Annotated in this window: 16 protein-coding genes; 13 read left to right on the top strand and 3 right to left on the bottom strand. The window is 45.1% G+C overall.

The features are described from left to right. Window positions 1-8: 8 nt before the first annotated feature. Complete coding sequence (pepF, locus tag ACSYSK_RS06575) at window positions 9-1,820, top strand: oligoendopeptidase F (protein WP_491714350.1); 1,812 nt, start codon at window positions 9-11, stop codon at window positions 1,818-1,820. A gap of 146 nt (window positions 1,821-1,966) precedes the next feature. Here the strand turns inward: pepF and ACSYSK_RS06570 are convergent, their stop codons facing one another. Next, window positions 1,967-2,569: a DsbA family protein gene (locus ACSYSK_RS06570; RefSeq protein WP_491714349.1), complete on the bottom strand. Its 603-nt coding sequence runs from the start codon at window positions 2,567-2,569 to the stop codon at window positions 1,967-1,969. 238 nt (window positions 2,570-2,807) lie between these two features. On the opposite strand from ACSYSK_RS06570, the gene ACSYSK_RS06565 reads away from it, so the two are divergent. The 9 genes from ACSYSK_RS06565 (at window position 2,808) to ACSYSK_RS06525 (ending at window position 11,438) form a co-directional block, all read left to right on the top strand. Then, window positions 2,808-3,629, top strand: a complete 822-nt coding sequence (locus ACSYSK_RS06565) for an NAD kinase (RefSeq protein ID WP_491714348.1) — start codon at window positions 2,808-2,810, stop codon at window positions 3,627-3,629. Next, window positions 3,619-4,509 (top strand): RluA family pseudouridine synthase, encoded by an 891-nt coding sequence (locus ACSYSK_RS06560; protein ID WP_491714347.1) that lies wholly within the window; start codon window positions 3,619-3,621, stop codon window positions 4,507-4,509. The genes ACSYSK_RS06565 and ACSYSK_RS06560 overlap by 11 nt, the downstream gene beginning before the upstream one ends. A gap of 11 nt (window positions 4,510-4,520) precedes the next feature. Next, a complete protein-coding gene (gene mgtE / locus ACSYSK_RS06555) occupies window positions 4,521-5,870 on the top strand; it encodes a magnesium transporter (RefSeq protein ID WP_491714346.1) in 1,350 nt (449 codons plus the stop codon). Between the two features lie 79 nt (window positions 5,871-5,949). Beyond that, window positions 5,950-7,116, top strand: a complete 1,167-nt coding sequence (locus ACSYSK_RS06550) for a galactokinase (protein ID WP_491714345.1) — start codon at window positions 5,950-5,952, stop codon at window positions 7,114-7,116. Window positions 7,117-7,139: 23 nt separating this feature from the next. Then, window positions 7,140-8,606: a UDP-glucose--hexose-1-phosphate uridylyltransferase gene (galT, locus tag ACSYSK_RS06545; protein ID WP_491714344.1), complete on the top strand. Its 1,467-nt coding sequence runs from the start codon at window positions 7,140-7,142 to the stop codon at window positions 8,604-8,606. 3 nt (window positions 8,607-8,609) lie between these two features. Next, window positions 8,610-9,236, top strand: coding sequence for an endonuclease III domain-containing protein (locus tag ACSYSK_RS06540; RefSeq protein WP_491714343.1), 627 nt, complete (start codon window positions 8,610-8,612; stop codon window positions 9,234-9,236). 301 nt (window positions 9,237-9,537) lie between these two features. Next, complete coding sequence (locus tag ACSYSK_RS06535) at window positions 9,538-10,407, top strand: helix-turn-helix domain-containing protein (RefSeq protein WP_491714342.1); 870 nt, start codon at window positions 9,538-9,540, stop codon at window positions 10,405-10,407. A gap of 220 nt (window positions 10,408-10,627) precedes the next feature. Further along, a complete protein-coding gene (locus ACSYSK_RS06530) occupies window positions 10,628-10,894 on the top strand; it encodes a hypothetical protein (protein ID WP_491714341.1) in 267 nt (88 codons plus the stop codon). Window positions 10,895-10,997: 103 nt separating this feature from the next. Then, the gene (locus ACSYSK_RS06525; RefSeq protein WP_491714340.1) at window positions 10,998-11,438 is read left to right on the top strand and encodes a hypothetical protein; all 441 of its coding nucleotides are present in this window, start codon (window positions 10,998-11,000) and stop codon (window positions 11,436-11,438) included. A gap of 97 nt (window positions 11,439-11,535) precedes the next feature. Here the strand turns inward: ACSYSK_RS06525 and ACSYSK_RS06520 are convergent, their stop codons facing one another. Together ACSYSK_RS06520 and ACSYSK_RS06515 are read right to left on the bottom strand one after the other, a co-directional pair. Further along, window positions 11,536-12,174, bottom strand: coding sequence for a copper homeostasis protein CutC (locus ACSYSK_RS06520; protein WP_491714339.1), 639 nt, complete (start codon window positions 12,172-12,174; stop codon window positions 11,536-11,538). Between the two features lie 25 nt (window positions 12,175-12,199). Continuing rightward, complete coding sequence (locus ACSYSK_RS06515; RefSeq protein WP_491714338.1) at window positions 12,200-13,216, bottom strand: lactonase family protein; 1,017 nt, start codon at window positions 13,214-13,216, stop codon at window positions 12,200-12,202. Window positions 13,217-13,327: 111 nt separating this feature from the next. Here ACSYSK_RS06515 and ACSYSK_RS06510 point away from each other — a divergent pair, with 111 nt between their 5' ends. From ACSYSK_RS06510 to ACSYSK_RS06500, 3 genes are read left to right on the top strand one after another with little or no spacing between them, the layout of a single operon-like run. After that, window positions 13,328-13,825, top strand: a complete 498-nt coding sequence (locus tag ACSYSK_RS06510) for a YbaK/EbsC family protein (RefSeq protein WP_491714337.1) — start codon at window positions 13,328-13,330, stop codon at window positions 13,823-13,825. A 23-nt stretch (window positions 13,826-13,848) separates the two neighbouring features. Then, entirely contained in the window at window positions 13,849-14,376 is a 528-nt protein-coding gene (locus ACSYSK_RS06505) for a tRNA (cytidine(34)-2'-O)-methyltransferase (RefSeq protein WP_491714336.1), read from the top strand. Window positions 14,377-14,413: 37 nt separating this feature from the next. Beyond that, window positions 14,414-16,684, top strand: a complete 2,271-nt coding sequence (locus ACSYSK_RS06500; protein ID WP_491714335.1) for a DNA translocase FtsK — start codon at window positions 14,414-14,416, stop codon at window positions 16,682-16,684. Window positions 16,685-16,699 lie beyond the last annotated feature (15 nt).

Genomic DNA, 16,699 nt, shown 5'->3' with positions numbered 1-16,699 from the left:
GGTAGAAAATGACGGAAAAGACGAAGATTTGGCAACGAAATGAAGTGCCGGTGGACTTGACGTGGGATCTAACGCAGATTTTTAGCGACGAAGCGGCTTTTGAGCGGGCTTGTACGACGATCAAACAACTGGCAGACGACTTCGGGCACTATCAGGGGACTTTGAAGGAGGGTGCACCGGCTTTTAAAGTGGCTTTACAGGCGTGGCTGACCATTCAACGTCAAACGGAAAGGGTAGCAGTTTACGCGAGTTTACACAACGACGAGGATACCACGCAACAGCAAGGACAGGAGCGTTTTGCGCGGGTACAGGCGCTGGAATCCCAAATCGCGGGTAAAATTGCGTGGTTTTGTCCCGAGTTATTAACGCTGAGCGAGCAAATGGTGCAAGATTACTTGACTGAATTACCCGAATTGCAGGCATACCGGCAGTTACTAAAAGATTTATTGCGCGATAAGCCACATACTTTGGGGACTAAAGAAGAGGAATTGTTGGCGTATGCCAGCGATATCTTTAACGTGCCGGAAAATACCTTTTCGGTGCTCGCAGACGCCGATTTGCGTTTTCCAGACGTAATTACCACGGCGGGTAAACATTACCCGTTAACGGAATCTACCTACAGCCAATTGCTACAGGTGGATGACCGCCAGGTACGTAAACAGGCATTTGCTAACCTTTATGGCGTTTACCACCAGTTTCAGCATACTTTTGCGCAAACGTTGAGTGCCCACGTCCATACCCAAAATTTTCAGGCCCGGGTACGACATTATGATAGCGCGCGCCAAGCGGCTTTGAGTGCCGATCATATCGACGAGAGAGTGTACACTAATTTGTTAGCCAGCGTCAACGACCATCTCGACTTATTGCAAAGCTACGTTCAATTGCGGCAACAAAAATTGGCGGTTCCTGATTTACAGATGTACGATATTTATGTGCCATTGGTGGCTAAACCGCCGGTCAAATTTACCTTTGAACGGGCCAAAGAAATTGTCACTCAAGCACTGAAGGTCCTGGGACCGGAGTATAGTCAAGCGGTGGCGCAATTTTTTGCGGGGCGTAATATCGACGTGGTGGCTAACCGGGGCAAACGCAGCGGTGCTTATTCGGGTGGAGCTTACGACACCCAGCCTTATATCCTATTGAACTGGCAGGATAATTTGGACAGCGTGTATACGCTAGCCCACGAATTAGGTCACAGTATGCACAGCTATTTTACGCGGCAAAATCAGCCTTATCAGTACGGCGATTACGCAATTTTTGTGGCGGAGATCGCATCGACGACTAACGAAAACTTACTGACGGCTTATTTATTGAAACATGAGCCCCAGTTACGTCCTTACGTGTTAAATTATTACCTGGATAGTTTTAAAGGGACCGTTTTCCGGCAGACGCAATTTGCCGAATACGAGGATTGGCTATACCAAAAAGACGCACGGAATGCGGCTTTGAGTGCGACGACTATGTCTGATAAATACCTGGCTCTTAACCAGAAATACTACGGGCAAAAGGTAGGACAAACGCCTGCGATCGCCGATGAGTGGATGCGTATTCCGCATTTTTACTACAATTTTTACGTTTATCAGTATGCGACGGGCTTTGCGGCGGCCACGGTACTGGCTCAGAAGATCTTGCAAGAAAACGGGCAAGCTGCGTACCTAAATTATTTAAAATCCGGCAGCAGTCAGTATCCGCTAGAGATCATGAAGGCGGCGGGAGTCGACATGCTAAAATCAGATTATTTAGAACAGGCGTTTGCGTTTTTTGCGCAACGATTAGACAAGCTGCGAAGCGAGGTGGTTAACAGTCGAGGACTAGCATAAAACAACCAAAAATAGGACTGGAACAAGATTCTGTTTTGTTCCAGCCCTATTTTTAGTTTCTGTAAGTATAAGTAATAGATTAGTAGCATTTTTCAAGTCAGCAGTCTAGTTCCTAAGCACATCAACTGCTAAGCACTTTTTGTTTATCATTGGTGGATCAAATGAGTGGCGCTGTGGTGTTGTCCTAGTAAGATTTGGCGTAAGGTAGCAGACGAAGTACAGGGGTTTAACGCAACACAGTAATCCGCGCTGTTAACGTCGTTGACCACTAGCGTCGGGTGTTGGGTAACGTTCATTTCCGCTGCGGTTCGTTGGTCGGCTAAAAAGGAAGTGACGGCAAAATGCGATGCCCGGTCGGTAGCGAACATTTCTTGGTCTAACTGGCTAGCTTGGGCCGCTTTGATGACGAAATGTTCATTGTAATCGACGGGAGAATTCATCTGGGACTGGAGGGTCAACAAGAACTTCCGTCCCTTTTTTTTACCCTGAAATAACGCGGCCTCATACGCCAAGGATGCTTGGTAAAGGTTGGTTAATAATTGATTTCTAAATTTAAGGTCGTTAGCTTGTAAATGGTACTCGACTAACACGTGACTGACCGTTTGTAAGTTGAGCAATGGGATGAAGCGAAAGCGGATCTTTTTTGAAGATTGTGCGATCAGTTCTAAGATGGTTTGTTCGACATGATAACAAGTTGTTCCTAATGGGTTAATGAACAAATACATTTCTAACAAAATTCTTTCCCCCAAAAAATAACTCTCATTTGATACTTCCACTCTAACAGAGTTCACGCTAAATGCAAATGATTTGTTTTTGCCGTGATAGCGCTGATTAGAAGCGAGAAGTTGTTACGACTTTGCTTTTTTTAGATTAATTTAAGATGAGAAAAGTTGTGCGGATCAGCGGTGTAATTTTGGGAGTTAAAAGAAGATTGTAACTGTGGTAAACTGGACGATGTAAAATAAACTAAAGTTAACGAGGTTAACGATGAGAGTTGAAATTTTTGCAAATCAGGAGCCTAAATCACAGGCGGTTAAACAGCGACTGCACCAAAAATTGGCTGACCGGCATTTTGTCTTTGATCAGCAACGACCAGAAATTGTAATTACGGTAGGCGGAGACGGCACGTTGCTGTCGGCTTTTCACCACTATAGCCAACAACTAGCTAATATCAGATTTGTTGGCGTTCATACGGGGCACTTAGGTTTTTATACCGACTGGCGCGCAGACGAGATCGACGATTTGGTCGTCAGTTTGCAATCCGATAACCAGCAAGCCGTCAGTTATCCGCTATTACAAATTGCGGTCCAGGCGCGTGATAGCGGAAAATGGACCCACCAGTTAGCATTAAACGAATCTTCGTTGCGCCGGGTCGGTCCGACGATGACCGCCGATGTTTATTTAGGCGGCGATTTATTCGAACGTTTTCGGGGCGATGGCGTGTGTGTCTCGACGCCGACTGGCTCCACGGGCTATAACAAAACGTTGGGAGGAGCAGTGATCCACCCCGAAATGGACGTTTTACAGTTGACCGAGATCTGTTCGATCAATAACCGGGTCTTTCGGACGTTGAGTTCACCTTTGATCATCGGTGCCGCTGATTGGATCACGGTGGTCCCGACGACGATCGATCAAAAAAATCCGCGCGACTTTTTACTGACGGTCGATTCGCAGTACTATTCGAGTAACCAGATCGCACAGGTGGTATTTAAGGTTGCTAAGGAACGGATCATGTTTGCTAAGTACCGGCATAACGATTTTTGGCACCGGGTCAAAAATTCCTTTATTGGTGAAGAAGATGCAGTTTGAATGGATCTATGACGGCACCCAAAACATTAAGCTCAAAACTTTTTTGCACCAACAACAGCTTTCACGCCGGCTGCTCGCGCAGATCCGTAACTGTGGTGGTCACATCAAAGTCGATCAACTGGACGGACGGTTAGTCGACCAGGTTGCCCCAGGGCAGCGCGTTGAAGTGCAATTACCACCAGAACATCCCCGCAAACGCGCGGTTATTCCTTCCTACGTTCCGTTAGCCATTTTATACGAGGACCGCGATTTACTGGCAGTCAATAAGCCGGCCCGCGTGCCTTCGATCCCTTCTTACCTGTACCCGACTGATTCATTAGTCAATCGGGTCAGCGGTTACTACCAGTTGCGTGGTTATCAGGGAATCATTCCGCACATTGTGACTAGGTTAGACAAGGACACTAGCGGGGTCGTGTTGTTTGCTAAACACCGTTACGCCCACGCATTACTAATGACGCAGATGCAGCAAGGACAATTTCATAAAACATACGGGGCGCTTTTAAGCGGAAATATGACGCAAAAACAAGTCACAGTCGACGCACCGATCGGGCGGCTAACGACTAGTATGGTCAAACGCGCGGTGTTACCGACCGGCAAGGCGGCGCAAACGACGTTAACTGTGCAGCAACAACTGCACGGGGCAACTTATTGTACGGTGTTCCCCCAAACGGGTCGGACTCATCAGATCAGGGTCCACTGTGCTTATTTGGGTCATCCTTTGGTCGGGGATAGTCTGTATGGTGGCAAATTACACCAGCCACTGACACGGCAAGGACTTCACTGTTTAAGTATACGGTTCAACCAACCGTTAACTAACGAGCAAATAGTGCTGAAAGCCCCTTTACCTGCTGATATGCGGCGCTTTATTGAAATCTTTTAGAAGAGGTATGAATGATGACTAAAGAAAAGATCATCACTTTATTAAATCAGCAAAAGGCACAAGAATTTGAAAAAGTTTACTTAGAATTACACGTTTACGAACAAGCGCAGATCTTTAGTGAGCTAGATGGCACCCAGCGTCAACGACTGTATCGTTATCTCAGTCCTAAAGAGGTGGGCGAAATGTTCAACGCGTTGGAAGAAGAACCGGCAAAAATAGTTGAGTATTTTAAGGAAATGCAGCTTTCCTACGCCGCGCACGTGATCGATAGTATGTATACCGATAACGCGGTGGATATTTTAGCTTACGCGCAAAATAAGGACCTCACACATTATTTAGCCGCGTTACCGCCCGAACATTCCGCTGAGATCAGGGAACTGTTACATTACGAAGATAAAACCGCCGGGGCTTTGATGACCACCGAATACGTCGATATTTTTGCGACGCAAACGATCGCTTCTGCGGTCAAAGAGATTCGCACGGAAGCGGCTGAAGCGGAATTGATCTACTATGCTTACGTTGTTACTCCGGCAAATGAATTGCTAGGAGTCGTGACTTTAAGGGACTTGCTGACAAACGCGGAGGATACGCTGGTGGCAGATATTATGACGACCCCGGTGATCTCGGTGCCCGTTGGAGAAGATCAGGCTTCGGTGGCACAAAAAGTGCGTGACTATAACTTTGTTGCCTTGCCAGTCGTTGATTACCAGCAAAAAATGGTCGGGATCATCAACGTTGATGATGTGATCGACGTCATCGACGAAGAAAACGCCGACGATTATTCCGGACTGGCCGGTGTCGATACCGAAGAGACGCCCGATAATCCATTTTACGCGGGACTCAAGCGGTTACCGTGGTTGCTGATCTTATTATTACTGGGAATGTCGACTACTACGCTGATCAGTCATTACGAAACTTTGATCAGTCAAGCGAGCATCTTAGCGGTGTTTGTTTCACTGATCACGGGGACGGCCGGAAATGCGGGCACGCAGAGTTTGGCGGTGGCAATCCGGGGGTTAGCTAATGAAAGTGGTCACGGGCATAAAAGTGGCTGGCATTTGATTGCCAACGAACTGGTCACGGGGATGTTTGTCGGTTTGATCACCGGCAGTGCGATCTTACTGATCGTTGGTTTGTGGAAACAAAATTTCGTGTTAGGCTTTGTGATTGGTGCGGCGATGGCGGCTGCGATCACGGTAGCGACCGTGGCTGGTAATTTGATCCCGATCGGCATGGATAAATTGGGCGTAGATCCGGCGGTCGCCTCCGGACCGTTTATTTCAACTCTGAGTGACCTGACTTCGGTGTTGATCTACTTTAATATTGCCCACATATTCTTGCAGTTCTTTTTACACCAGTGAAGCGCGCGAAATTTAATTGCTTATTAGGGCAAAAAAATGTAGAATCAAATTGTTAAAAACGTTTTCGTGGAGGCAAATAATGGAAAAAGAAGAGCTCGAACAATTATTTACTAAAATTTATCAGGAAAAGCCAACGGCTACTTATTTTTCGCCCGGTCGGATCAATTTGATCGGCGAACATACTGATTACAATGGCGGGCACGTTTTTCCCTGTGCCATTTCTTTGGGGATCTACGGGGCAGCCAGCCCGCGTAACGACGACCAGTTAAAATTTTATTCCGCTAATTTTACAGATGCAGGAGTTTTAACGGCGAATTTACACGATTTGACTTACGTTAAAGCAGATTCATGGGCTAACTACGCTAAGGGAATGTTGCATTTTTTGCAGGAAGCCGGCTATCAGTTAGATCACGGCTTGAACATCTGCATTAGCGGTAATATTCCTAACGGTGCAGGTTTATCTTCTTCGGCGGCCTTAGAAATGTTGATCGGCATTATCGCGCAGGATCAATACGGCCTAGAGATCGAACGGTTAGACCTGGTAAAACTGGGAATGAAGACCGAAAACGAATTTATCGGGGTCAACTCCGGGATCATGGATCAGTTTGCCGTGGGCATGGGAGCTTCGGACCGCGCAATTTTACTAGACACTAATACCTTGGAATACCAGTTGGTCCCGCTGAACTTACAAGACAATGTCATTATTATTATGAATACTAATAAACGCCGTGAGTTGGCTGATTCTAAGTACAACGAACGCCGCCAGGAATGCGAAGAGGCTTTGCAGGCCTTGCAAACCAAGTTACAGATCAGTTCTTTGGGACAGTTAGACGCCGCTACTTTTGATGAGTACAGCTACCTGATCCCCAAGGAAAACTTGCTCAAACGGGCACGTCACGCTGTGTGGGAAAATGAACGGACCTTGCGGGCGGAAAAATTACTGCAAAAGGGTGATCTAGCAGGATTTGGCCGCTTGATCAACGCGTCGCATGTGTCACTCGAGCATGATTACGAAGTGACCGGCAAAGAGCTCGACACCTTAGCACATACGGCTTGGCAACAACCGGGAGTGTTAGGTGCACGGATGACTGGCGCTGGCTTTGGCGGCTGCGGGATCGCGTTGGTGCAAAAAGACGCAGTGGCTGATTTTGAGCGCAATGTGGGCGCCGTTTATCAAAAAAAGATCGGCTACGCCCCATCATTTTATGAGGCCCAGATTTCTGCTGGAACTACAGTTTTAAATTGAAATAGTAAAGGACCGAGACGAGAATGCAAAAGTTAGTGATGCAATTTGTAGATCAAGTGATCGCTAATAGTGATTACCAGGAAATGGACCGGATTTATTTAAGCAACTACGTCTTACGTTTAGTCGGCGATGCGGCGTTAAAACAGCAGACCACACAGACGGATCTGTTAGCGTTAAAAGACGAGCTGGTCGCATTAGCGCAACAAAACGGTTACTGTGACGAAGGACACGGTGAAATGTTAGCGGCTCAGTTATTAGAGCTGATCGTGCCGCGTCCGAGTGTGGTCAACGAACGCTTTTGGCGCAATTATCATGAAGATCCTGTCGGCGCGATCGCTCAGTTTTACGCCCTCAGTAAGCGCAGTGATTACATCAAGACCCAAGCGATCGCGCGCAACATTTATTTCCAAGCGGCTAGCAAGTACGGGGATTTAGAGATCACGATCAATTTAGCGAAGCCCGAAAAGGACCCGAAAAAAATTGCATTGGCTAAAAAGCAAAAACAATTAGGCTACCCGCGCTGTCAGTTGTGTATGGAAAACGAGGGCTATGTAGGGCGTGTCGATTATCCCGCACGTAGCAATCACCGGATCATTCGCTTTCATATTGGTGACGAACAGTGGGGCTTTCAGTATTCGCCTTACGCTTATTTTAACGAACACTGTATTTTCTTAGCCGCCCAACACCAAGACATGGAGATCAACGAGCATACTTTTGAGCGTTTGTTGACTATTATTGAAAAATTTCCGGGTTATTTTGTGGGCAGTAACGCTGATTTGCCGATCGTGGGAGGCTCGATTCTGACACACGAACACTATCAGGGCGGCAGGCACGTTTTTGCGATGGAAAAAGCGCCGATAGTCAAGAAGCTTGCATTTGCAGGCTTCGCTGACGTGCAAGCGGGGATCGTGCAGTGGCCGCTGTCGGTGTTGCGTTTACGGAGCACGAATAAAGAACAACTGATTGCGTTAGCCACTAAAATTTTAGCGAAATGGCGCAAATATAGCGATGAGAGTGTCGGCGTGCGTGCGGTTAGCGACCAGACACCGCATCACACGGTCACGCCGATTGCGCGGAAAAGAGACGGGCAGCTGGAATTAGACCTGGCATTGCGTGATAATCAGACGTCGGCACAATATCCTGATGGCATTTTTCATCCCCATCCAGACGTGCAGCATATTAAAAAGGAAAACATCGGCTTGATCGAAGTCATGGGCTTGGCTATTTTACCGCCGCGTTTGCAAACTGAGATGCAAGAAGTCCGTAAGTATCTATTAGGGCAACCCAACGAGATCAAGCAAATGCACGTTAAGTGGGCCGATCGGATCAAACAAAGTCATCAGGTAAACGAGTCCAATGTGACTGAAGTCTTGCAAGTTGAATTGGGCAAGGTCTTTGAACGCGTATTAGAAGATGCCGGTGTCTTTAAGCAAGATCAGGCCGGACAAGAAGCGTTCTACCGCTTCGCTCAGGCAGTAGGACTGGCATAGTTGGTGAAAAAGGAACAGCTAGTCGATTATTACCAAGTTTATTTAGCGATGTACCGGCAGTTTGGCCCGCAATTTTGGTGGCCGTCCGAATCGGATTACGAAACGCTGGTGGGCGCGATCTTGGTACAAAACACTAACTGGAAAAACGTGGAAAAGTCGTTACAAAATTTGCGTGTTCGGACCAATTTTGTTCCTGCCAAGTTGGCGCAGTTACCTTTACCCGAATTACAAAGACTGATCAGGCCGAGCGGCTTTTATCACGCTAAGGCCAATACTTTGCGGGCAACGTTGGCGTACTTTAAGCAGTATCAGTTTGAGCTGAAACGGGTCCGGCGGCAGTTTTCACAGCAGCAATTGCGACTGGAATTACTGAGTATTAAGGGGATCGGCGATGAGACCGCTGACGTGTTTTTACTGTATATTTTTAATTACCCGGTCTTTATCGCCGATGCTTACGCTAAAAAGATGATCTTTTATTTGGAAAATAAGGACATGACGAAAAGTTCCTACCGGCGGGTGCAAAAATATTTGGAGCCGCAGTTATTACCTCAAATGACAGTTAAAGACTGGCAGGAGTTTCACGCGTTGATCGATGATCATTTGGTTGAATACTTAAAATTGAAAAAGTAAAAATAACACGAGATTTGTCAGTAAACGGCAGTTCTCGTGTTATTTGTTTTGTTGCCAGCTAATTTTCGCAAACAGATTGCTAAAAAAATAAAATTTCAGTACAATTTATGTAAGGGTTTAATAAATTGCTTTTGAGGGATAATTATTAAATTGCAGAAAGTAGAAACAGCCAAAACCACATTGTAATCAACTCCTTGGTAATAAATTTAGTTCTGCTGTTATTATATGATATTTATTTTATGGTGAGTAATTTTGTTCAAAATTGGGTGTCAAGTCCCAATATGGAAATGGGGGAAAATAAATGGAAGACAAAACGGTTAATCTAGGAAAATTTGTAGCTATAGCTAGGGAAGGTAAAAACATCTCTGTTAATAGATTGATTGGTGATAAGTTAGGTTCATCAACTTATCAGCGTTTTGTTAATGGTCAAACTGATATTAAAATTTCAACGCTTAACTACATGTTGCAACAGTTACATATGACATATGACGAACTTGTTTACGTGAATAATAATTATGTAGGTAAGAAAATTGATAGGTATTTGGCTGAGTTACAACACGCCGTAGCAACTGCAGATATGGGAAAACTCACACGGGTTAAAAATAAAGCGCAGGCTGTTTTTGTGGAGACTAATGACGTTGAATTTAGCCATTTGGCCGCTGTTTGTCAGCTTTTTATTAACAAGGTTAAAGGTGAGCCGTTTGATAAGCAGGCGCGCTCAGAATTGACGGATTACCTATTCAACACGGAGATATGGACGCGCTACGAGATAAAGCTTTTTAACAATGTCATGTTTATTTTTGATCCATTAGGGGTAGAGCTTTGTATACAAAAAATATTGAAAAGTGTCGGAAAATATGCTGACATGAGTAGGTATGGTAATGAAGTATTTAGAGTTTTAGGTAATTGTTTTATTTTCTATATCGAAGCTGGACAGGTAACTAAAGCAGATGAAACTTTAAGAAGCTTAGAAAGTATCAAGCTTAAAGTTGATATGATGTATGAAAAGATAACTTTAAAGCTATTAAAAGGTATTATGAAGGTTGCGCTGGGTGATGAGGATGGAATTACTGAAGTCAAACAAGTTAGTCAAATATATGAATTATTGGGGGAAGACCAGGAAAAAGAAGCGATAGCGACTTATGTACAACAACTTTTGCAAAAATATTAAAAAAATAAATTAAGGGGTAAATTTAAGCCGTTTTGTTTGGTTGCGGTAACTAGGTAAATGGCTTAATTGCGGCATTTGAAGAGTGTGATGAAGCATTTTGGGCTTTGATAACCACTGGTGGGTGTGATCGTTTAATTATTTTAAATTGGAGTATTATAGAAGCAGAATTTGTTTATCGGGTATTGGTTTTATTTGACAACTGAAGAAAGGAATAATTTTAATGCCATTTAAAATTTTTAGAGCAATTGGAAGGGGTTCAGCTGTTTATTTTGTGATTTTTATGGTCGAATCAATTTTTGAATTATTTCAAATTAATGGTTCAGGATTAATTATCACCAAAATGGGAGTAAAAATAAATACGGTTATGACTAAAAGTGTTTTAGAAAATTATTTTTCTCTCACTTACAAAGCGTTAATTTTATATATTATTTTTATTATTATTTGGACATTGTTTTTTTGGTTAGTAAGTAGGAATAAAAAAAGTTGACTGGAAATGTAAAGCTAATTTTATATGTAGGTGCTTTTTGTAAAATTTACGCCAAAAAATTACTCAAGATTTTGAATGATTTATTGGTAGGGAAGTGCTAGTTTTGAAAAAAAGGATTTCTGTGATCATTGCCCTTACTTCATTTGTTATTCAAACTATTCTTGTTATTTTGTTTAGATCTGAACTTAAAAATAAATTGCCGGTATATTTTACGATGAATGGTACTATAGTCAATTGGTTTCATTATCAGCGGCCAATTCTTTTTCAAAGTATATTATTTTTAGCAATTTTACATTTAGGTGGATTATTACTGAAATACAATTTTCCTAAAATATTAGCTAGTATCCCGTTATTAATTAAGTTTAAAGCGATTTGTTTTTTATGTGGTTCACTACTGTTTTCATGGTTGGAATGGTTATCGTGGTCAGTTTTACCTGCTTTTTTTGGTTACTATGCACTGACACAAATAACACTGTTAATGGTAAATAGTGCACACGTCATTATTTTATTGTTAGTTATAATTCATGCATTGTTAACCAAGTAAATTAGGACAATACTTGAATATTTTGTGCTTTTTACCAAAAAAGCCTGAAGTTCGTGTTTGAACTTCAGGCTTTTGCCGTTCTATTTTGAATTTTAACTTACAGTTTGACGATTTTGGATCCGTGCACTTGATTGACGCCTAGCTTCGTTGCAAGCGGATCGCAGTTGGCAGCCGTGATCCCGCCGCCCGGTAAAATTTGGATCCGCTTGGCCGCGTAAGTGACTAATTCTTGCAGGTGGGGCAGGGTTTGTGCGATCGGAGTCGTTAGTGGTCCGCCGTGCGTTAAGATGCGGTCGAATTGGTTGGTGACCGCCCAGTCGATCAACTCTAATTGTTCGGTTGCTGGCAGTTCATCGAATGCCATGTGCAAGACGAGTTGCATACCACCAGCTGCATTAGCGAGTTGATCTAACACCTCTAAGTCGGCGTGGCGGTCGTCAGTCAAGGCACCGAAGGCCACGGCGTCTGCGCCCAGTGCTTGGGCCTCAAAGATATCGGCTTCCATCATGTTGACTTCGATATCGGAATAAATAAAGTTACCTCCCCGAGGTCTGATCATGATGACGACGGGGATCTTTTTTTCGTGGCAGTACTTAATAGTTTCGGCCATTACTCCCTTACTGGGGGTCGTTCCTCCGACCGTTAAATTGTCGCATAATTCGATGCGGTTAGCGCCATTTTGAATGGCAAGTGCAATGTTAGTGAAATTTTCGGCACAAAATTCTCTTAACAACAAAGACAGGGCCTCCTTTAAAAATTAATTATTTAACACAGACACAGACACTTTCGGGTACGGGAATGTTAGGTTGTAGCAACGATAAAGTACCAGTTTGTGCGTTGCGGGCAAATAGCGTGGCGTTATCCGTGTTTTGGTTAGCGACGATCACGAATTTTTCGCTGTGATCTAACGCAAAATCGCGGGGAAAATCACCGGCAGTTGGGATTTGCTGCACTAATTTTAGGGTAGCGTCTGCTTGAACGGCAAACACGGCGATACTATTAAAACCACGGTTAGAAACGTAAACAAAACGACCGTCGCTGGAAAGCCGGATCGCCGCTGCTCCATTATGTTGTTGCCAAGAAGCCGGGATCGTCTTGACGGTTTGAACGACCTCAAATTTAGCGGCTTGTTGGTCGTAAGCTAAAACGGCGATGGAGCTGGACAGCTCGCCGACAAGGTAAGCAAATTTACCGGTGGCAGAAAAAACGATGTGGCGCGGGCCAAAACCCGGCTCGGTGTCAAACTGACTGACAACACTTAACTGGCCGGCGGCGGTGATGTCGAACAGATAAACACGGTCACTACCCAAGTCGATGCCCACGAGCCGCTTATCGGGGGTCAGGTCGGCGAAATGAAAGTGGGCACTGTCTTGTTCTGGACGTGGACCACTGCCAGTCGCTAAAAAACTATCCGTTTGTGTTAAAGTATGGTCTGCGTTAACGCGGTAGACGATGATCTCACTGGTATGGTAGTTAGCCGAATAGACCAATTGGCGTTTTTCATCGATTCCAATATAACAAGGACCGGCGCCGGGATGTAACACGTCGTTGTTCAATTTGCCGTTTGCTAGTTGATAACTGGCGATGCCGCCTTGACCATCGTTGGCGCTGACTGCCAGTAAATCATGGTCGTTAGTGATGCGTAGGTAAGTAGGACCACCTAGTTTAAATGCTACCTCCGGGGTACTGACCTGTTGGGTGGTGGTATCTAAAGTAGCGTGGTAAACTCCTTGACTACTTTTTTTAGTATACGTGCCAAAATAGATTTCTTCTTTCATGCTTTCACTCCTCTAATAGCTTCAAGTATAGCATTGAAAATTAACACGGCAAAATGCTAACTTTTACAATTAGTTTTCAGTATAATAGAATAGGGAGTTAGGAGAATAAAGATGGCAAAAAAGAAAAAGATTAAAAAGACTAACGAAGAACGGATCCTAGACGAAAATCACATCGCCTACACTGAAAGAAACTTTGCGTGGCTGGAAGGAAAGGAGCAGGCACTAGCCAAAATGCGCCAACAAGGAGTCGAACCGGGTCAAGTATTAAAGACGATCGTTTGTTTGGGCAGTGATCATGCTAAGGATTATTTGGTAGTTTGCTTACCGGTGACAGGAGAGATCGATTTGAAATTGGTGGCCCGCCAACTCGGTAAAAAACAGGTTCACTTGGCCGATAATCACAAATTGGTGCAGATCACGGGCTACGTTCACGGCGCGAATACCCCGATCGGGATCCACGCGCACCAGGGATTCCCGATTTATTTTGACCGCCGCGTGCAAGAGATGCAAGAAGTCTGTGTGTCCGCGGGTAAAATCGGCAGGTCCGTTCAGGTCGATTTAAAGCAACTGGTCCAGTTAGTTAACGGCCAGTTTATTACAGTTAGTTAATTTGGTAATGGAGGAAGTTATTTTTGAGTAATCACATTGTGTTATTTGAACCGTTGATGCCGGCTAACACCGGTAATATCGCGCGGACTTGCGCGGGGACTAATACGCACTTACACTTGATCAAGCCGTTGGGCTTTTCGACGGACGACAAGTACTTAAAACGTGCGGGATTAGATTACTGGCAGTCCGTAGATTTGACTTATCACGAAAACTTGGTGGCGTTTATGGCGACGTTGAATGATACGGACGAGTTGTACTTAGTTTCGAAATTTGCACCGCGTTCATATAGCGCCGCAGATTATCATGATACTACTAAGGAGCATTATTTTTTATTTGGCAAGGAAACGACCGGGTTGCCGGAACCGTTCATGAGAAAATACTCCGAGCGTTGCATCCGGATCCCGCAAAACGATGAGCATATTCGGGCGTTAAACCTTTCGAATTCTGCGGCGATCGTGATCTACGAGGTATTGCGCCAGCAAGGATTCCCGCAACTAGAACAGACCCATTTATACGAAAATGACAAGTTGAAAACAAAACGTGCTGACTAGTAGTTAGTAGTTTGGCGGTAAAGGAGATTATTTCAGGTTGCCTAAACGAAAAAAAACGAGAAAAAAAAGACCTGCTGCTAAACAAAAATCCAGGTTGCGTTTAGCAGGGGCAATTTTAGCGCTTTGCGGTCTGATCGGCGGCTTTCACTTAGGCTATTTAGGAATGCTGGTAGCAAATTGTCTGCGCTTATTTTTAGGTAATGCTTATCAGCTAGGGGCATTGGTGTTGGTATTGTGGGGGTTATATTTGCTGGCACGAGCCAAAGAGCCGCGGGTAACAACCAATTTGTTGCTGGCTGCGGGCTTTTTTGGTGGCGGACTGTTGTTATTTTTAAGTGCCTTCTTTTTTGGCAAATTGGACTTACACGCCGATTTTATCAGTATTACCTGGCAGTACTTAGAGGCCGATTTAGTGGCTAATTCGACCGGAAGTTCCGTGGGGGGCGGCTTGTTAGGCTCACTATTGTATCAAGTCTGTTATTTTTTAGTAGCTCAAAGCGGCAGTTACGTCATTAGCGTCTTGCTTTTTTTGTTGGCGTTATGCTCGTTACTACGGATTTCGTTGGGGCAGTTACTTACCTTTAGTGGCCGGGTGATAGCCGGGTTCTTGCAGGCTGGTAACTGGTGTGGCTCACAAATATTACGCGGCGGCCGTTTTCTTGCCCAACACTGGCACGACTGGCACACGCAGTTGCAAAAACAATACTTAGAAGAAAAAACACAGTCGCCAAAACCGGTTAAAACAACGTCTGCTACGCCACCCGCTGCTCCTATTAAAACAAAAACAGCACCGGTACCTGAATTAGAGCTGTGGAACCAAGCACCGGCCTCGCCCAAAGTGGTGGAAAAAAACGCAACACAGACACCACCGCAAGACACTCCCCCGTTACCTAAAAAGCCGGTCAACGAAAAATACCAGTTGCCGACGACGGGGCTTTTACAAGACGTTGCACCTGCAGATCAGAGTTTAGAAAAAAAGGCGTTGCGTAAAAACCAGCAAGTTTTAAAGGAAACGTTAGCCAGTTTTGGGGTCGACGCGCAGCTGACCAACACGATCTTAGGCCCGGCAGTCACCAAGTACGAATTGCACCCGGCGATTGGAGTTAAGGTCGCTAAGATCGTTAATTTGTCAGACGACCTAGCCTTAGCTTTGGCCGCTAAAGACATCCGAATAGAAGCACCGATCCCGGGAAAATCGTTGATCGGTATCGAAGTGCCCAATCAAAACGTGGCGACTATTTCGTTTAAAGACGTGATCTCTGCGCTGACACCGGATCCTAAGCATCCGTTATTGGTGCCGTTAGGACGCGATGTTTCCGGTAACTTGGTGACGGCCGACTTGGCGGCGATGCCGCACTTACTGATCGCCGGTTCGACTGGTAGCGGTAAGTCGGTTGCAATCAACGGGATCATCGTCAGTTTGTTGATGAATAACACGCCGGCTCAGGTCAAAATGATGCTGATCGACCCTAAAAAAGTGGAGTTGGGCGTTTATAACGATATTCCCCACTTGTTGACGCCGGTGGTCACGGAGCCTAAAAAAGCCGCACGGGCGTTGCATAAGTTGGTCGCTGAAATGGAACGAAGGTACGAGTTATTCGCTAATACGGGGCAAAGAAATATCAGTGGCTATAACAAAATGGTAGAGGGTAGCCAGCAAGAAACGTTACCTTACATCGTCGCGATCGTCGATGAATTATCCGACCTGATGATGGTAGCGTCTAACGAAGTGGAAGACGCGATCATCAGGTTAGCGCAAATGGCGCGTGCCGCTGGGATCCACATGATCTTAGCGACGCAGCGGCCCTCAGTCGATGTCATCACCGGATTGATCAAAGCTAACGTGCCTTCACGCATGGCCTTTGCGGTTTCTTCGGGAACCGATTCGCGCACGATCATCGACCAGTACGGTGCGGAAAAACTGTTGGGCAAAGGTGATATGTTGTTCTTGCCGATGGGCAGTAATAAACCTTTACGGGTCCAAGGGGCGTTTATTTCCGATCAGGACGTAGAAAACGTGGTGGATTTTGTCAAACAACAACAAGAGCCGCAATACGACCAGAGTTTAGCGGTCAGCGATGACGAGGCACAAGAAAAAAAAGAGGATCAAGAAGATGAGTTGTTCACGGCGGCAGTAGATTTTATCACCAGCGAACAGAAGTGCAGTATTTCTTTACTGCAACGCAAGTTTAAGATCGGCTATAACCGTGCGGCGCGGATGGTCGATCAGATGGCGGCTCGCGGCATGGTAGGCCCGCAGGAAGGCAGTAAGCCGCGGCAAGTTTACCTGACTAAAGAAGAAAAATAATAACGGAAATGGAGT

This window comes from Ligilactobacillus sp. ESL1201 (assembly GCF_058503265.1).
This window is presented reverse-complemented; position numbering and strand designations above follow the sequence as displayed.

Excerpts from the sequence above, each read along its gene's own strand:
- ACSYSK_RS06510 (WP_491714337.1), top strand. The coding sequence starts at position 13,328 with ATGGCAAAAAAGAAAAAGATTAAAAAGACTAACGAAGAACGGATCCTA.
- ACSYSK_RS06530 (WP_491714341.1), top strand. The coding sequence starts at position 10,628 with ATGCCATTTAAAATTTTTAGAGCAATTGGAAGGGGTTCAGCTGTTTAT.
- ACSYSK_RS06535 (WP_491714342.1), top strand. The coding sequence starts at position 9,538 with ATGGAAGACAAAACGGTTAATCTAGGAAAATTTGTAGCTATAGCTAGG.
- ACSYSK_RS06550 (WP_491714345.1), top strand. The coding sequence starts at position 5,950 with ATGGAAAAAGAAGAGCTCGAACAATTATTTACTAAAATTTATCAGGAA.
- ACSYSK_RS06560 (WP_491714347.1), top strand. The coding sequence starts at position 3,619 with ATGCAGTTTGAATGGATCTATGACGGCACCCAAAACATTAAGCTCAAA.
- ACSYSK_RS06565 (WP_491714348.1), top strand. The coding sequence starts at position 2,808 with ATGAGAGTTGAAATTTTTGCAAATCAGGAGCCTAAATCACAGGCGGTT.
- pepF (WP_491714350.1), top strand. The coding sequence starts at position 9 with ATGACGGAAAAGACGAAGATTTGGCAACGAAATGAAGTGCCGGTGGAC.
- ACSYSK_RS06515 (WP_491714338.1), bottom strand. The coding sequence starts at position 13,216 with ATGAAAGAAGAAATCTATTTTGGCACGTATACTAAAAAAAGTAGTCAA.
- mgtE (WP_491714346.1), top strand. The coding sequence starts at position 4,521 with ATGATGACTAAAGAAAAGATCATCACTTTATTAAATCAGCAAAAGGCA.
- galT (WP_491714344.1), top strand. The coding sequence starts at position 7,140 with ATGCAAAAGTTAGTGATGCAATTTGTAGATCAAGTGATCGCTAATAGT.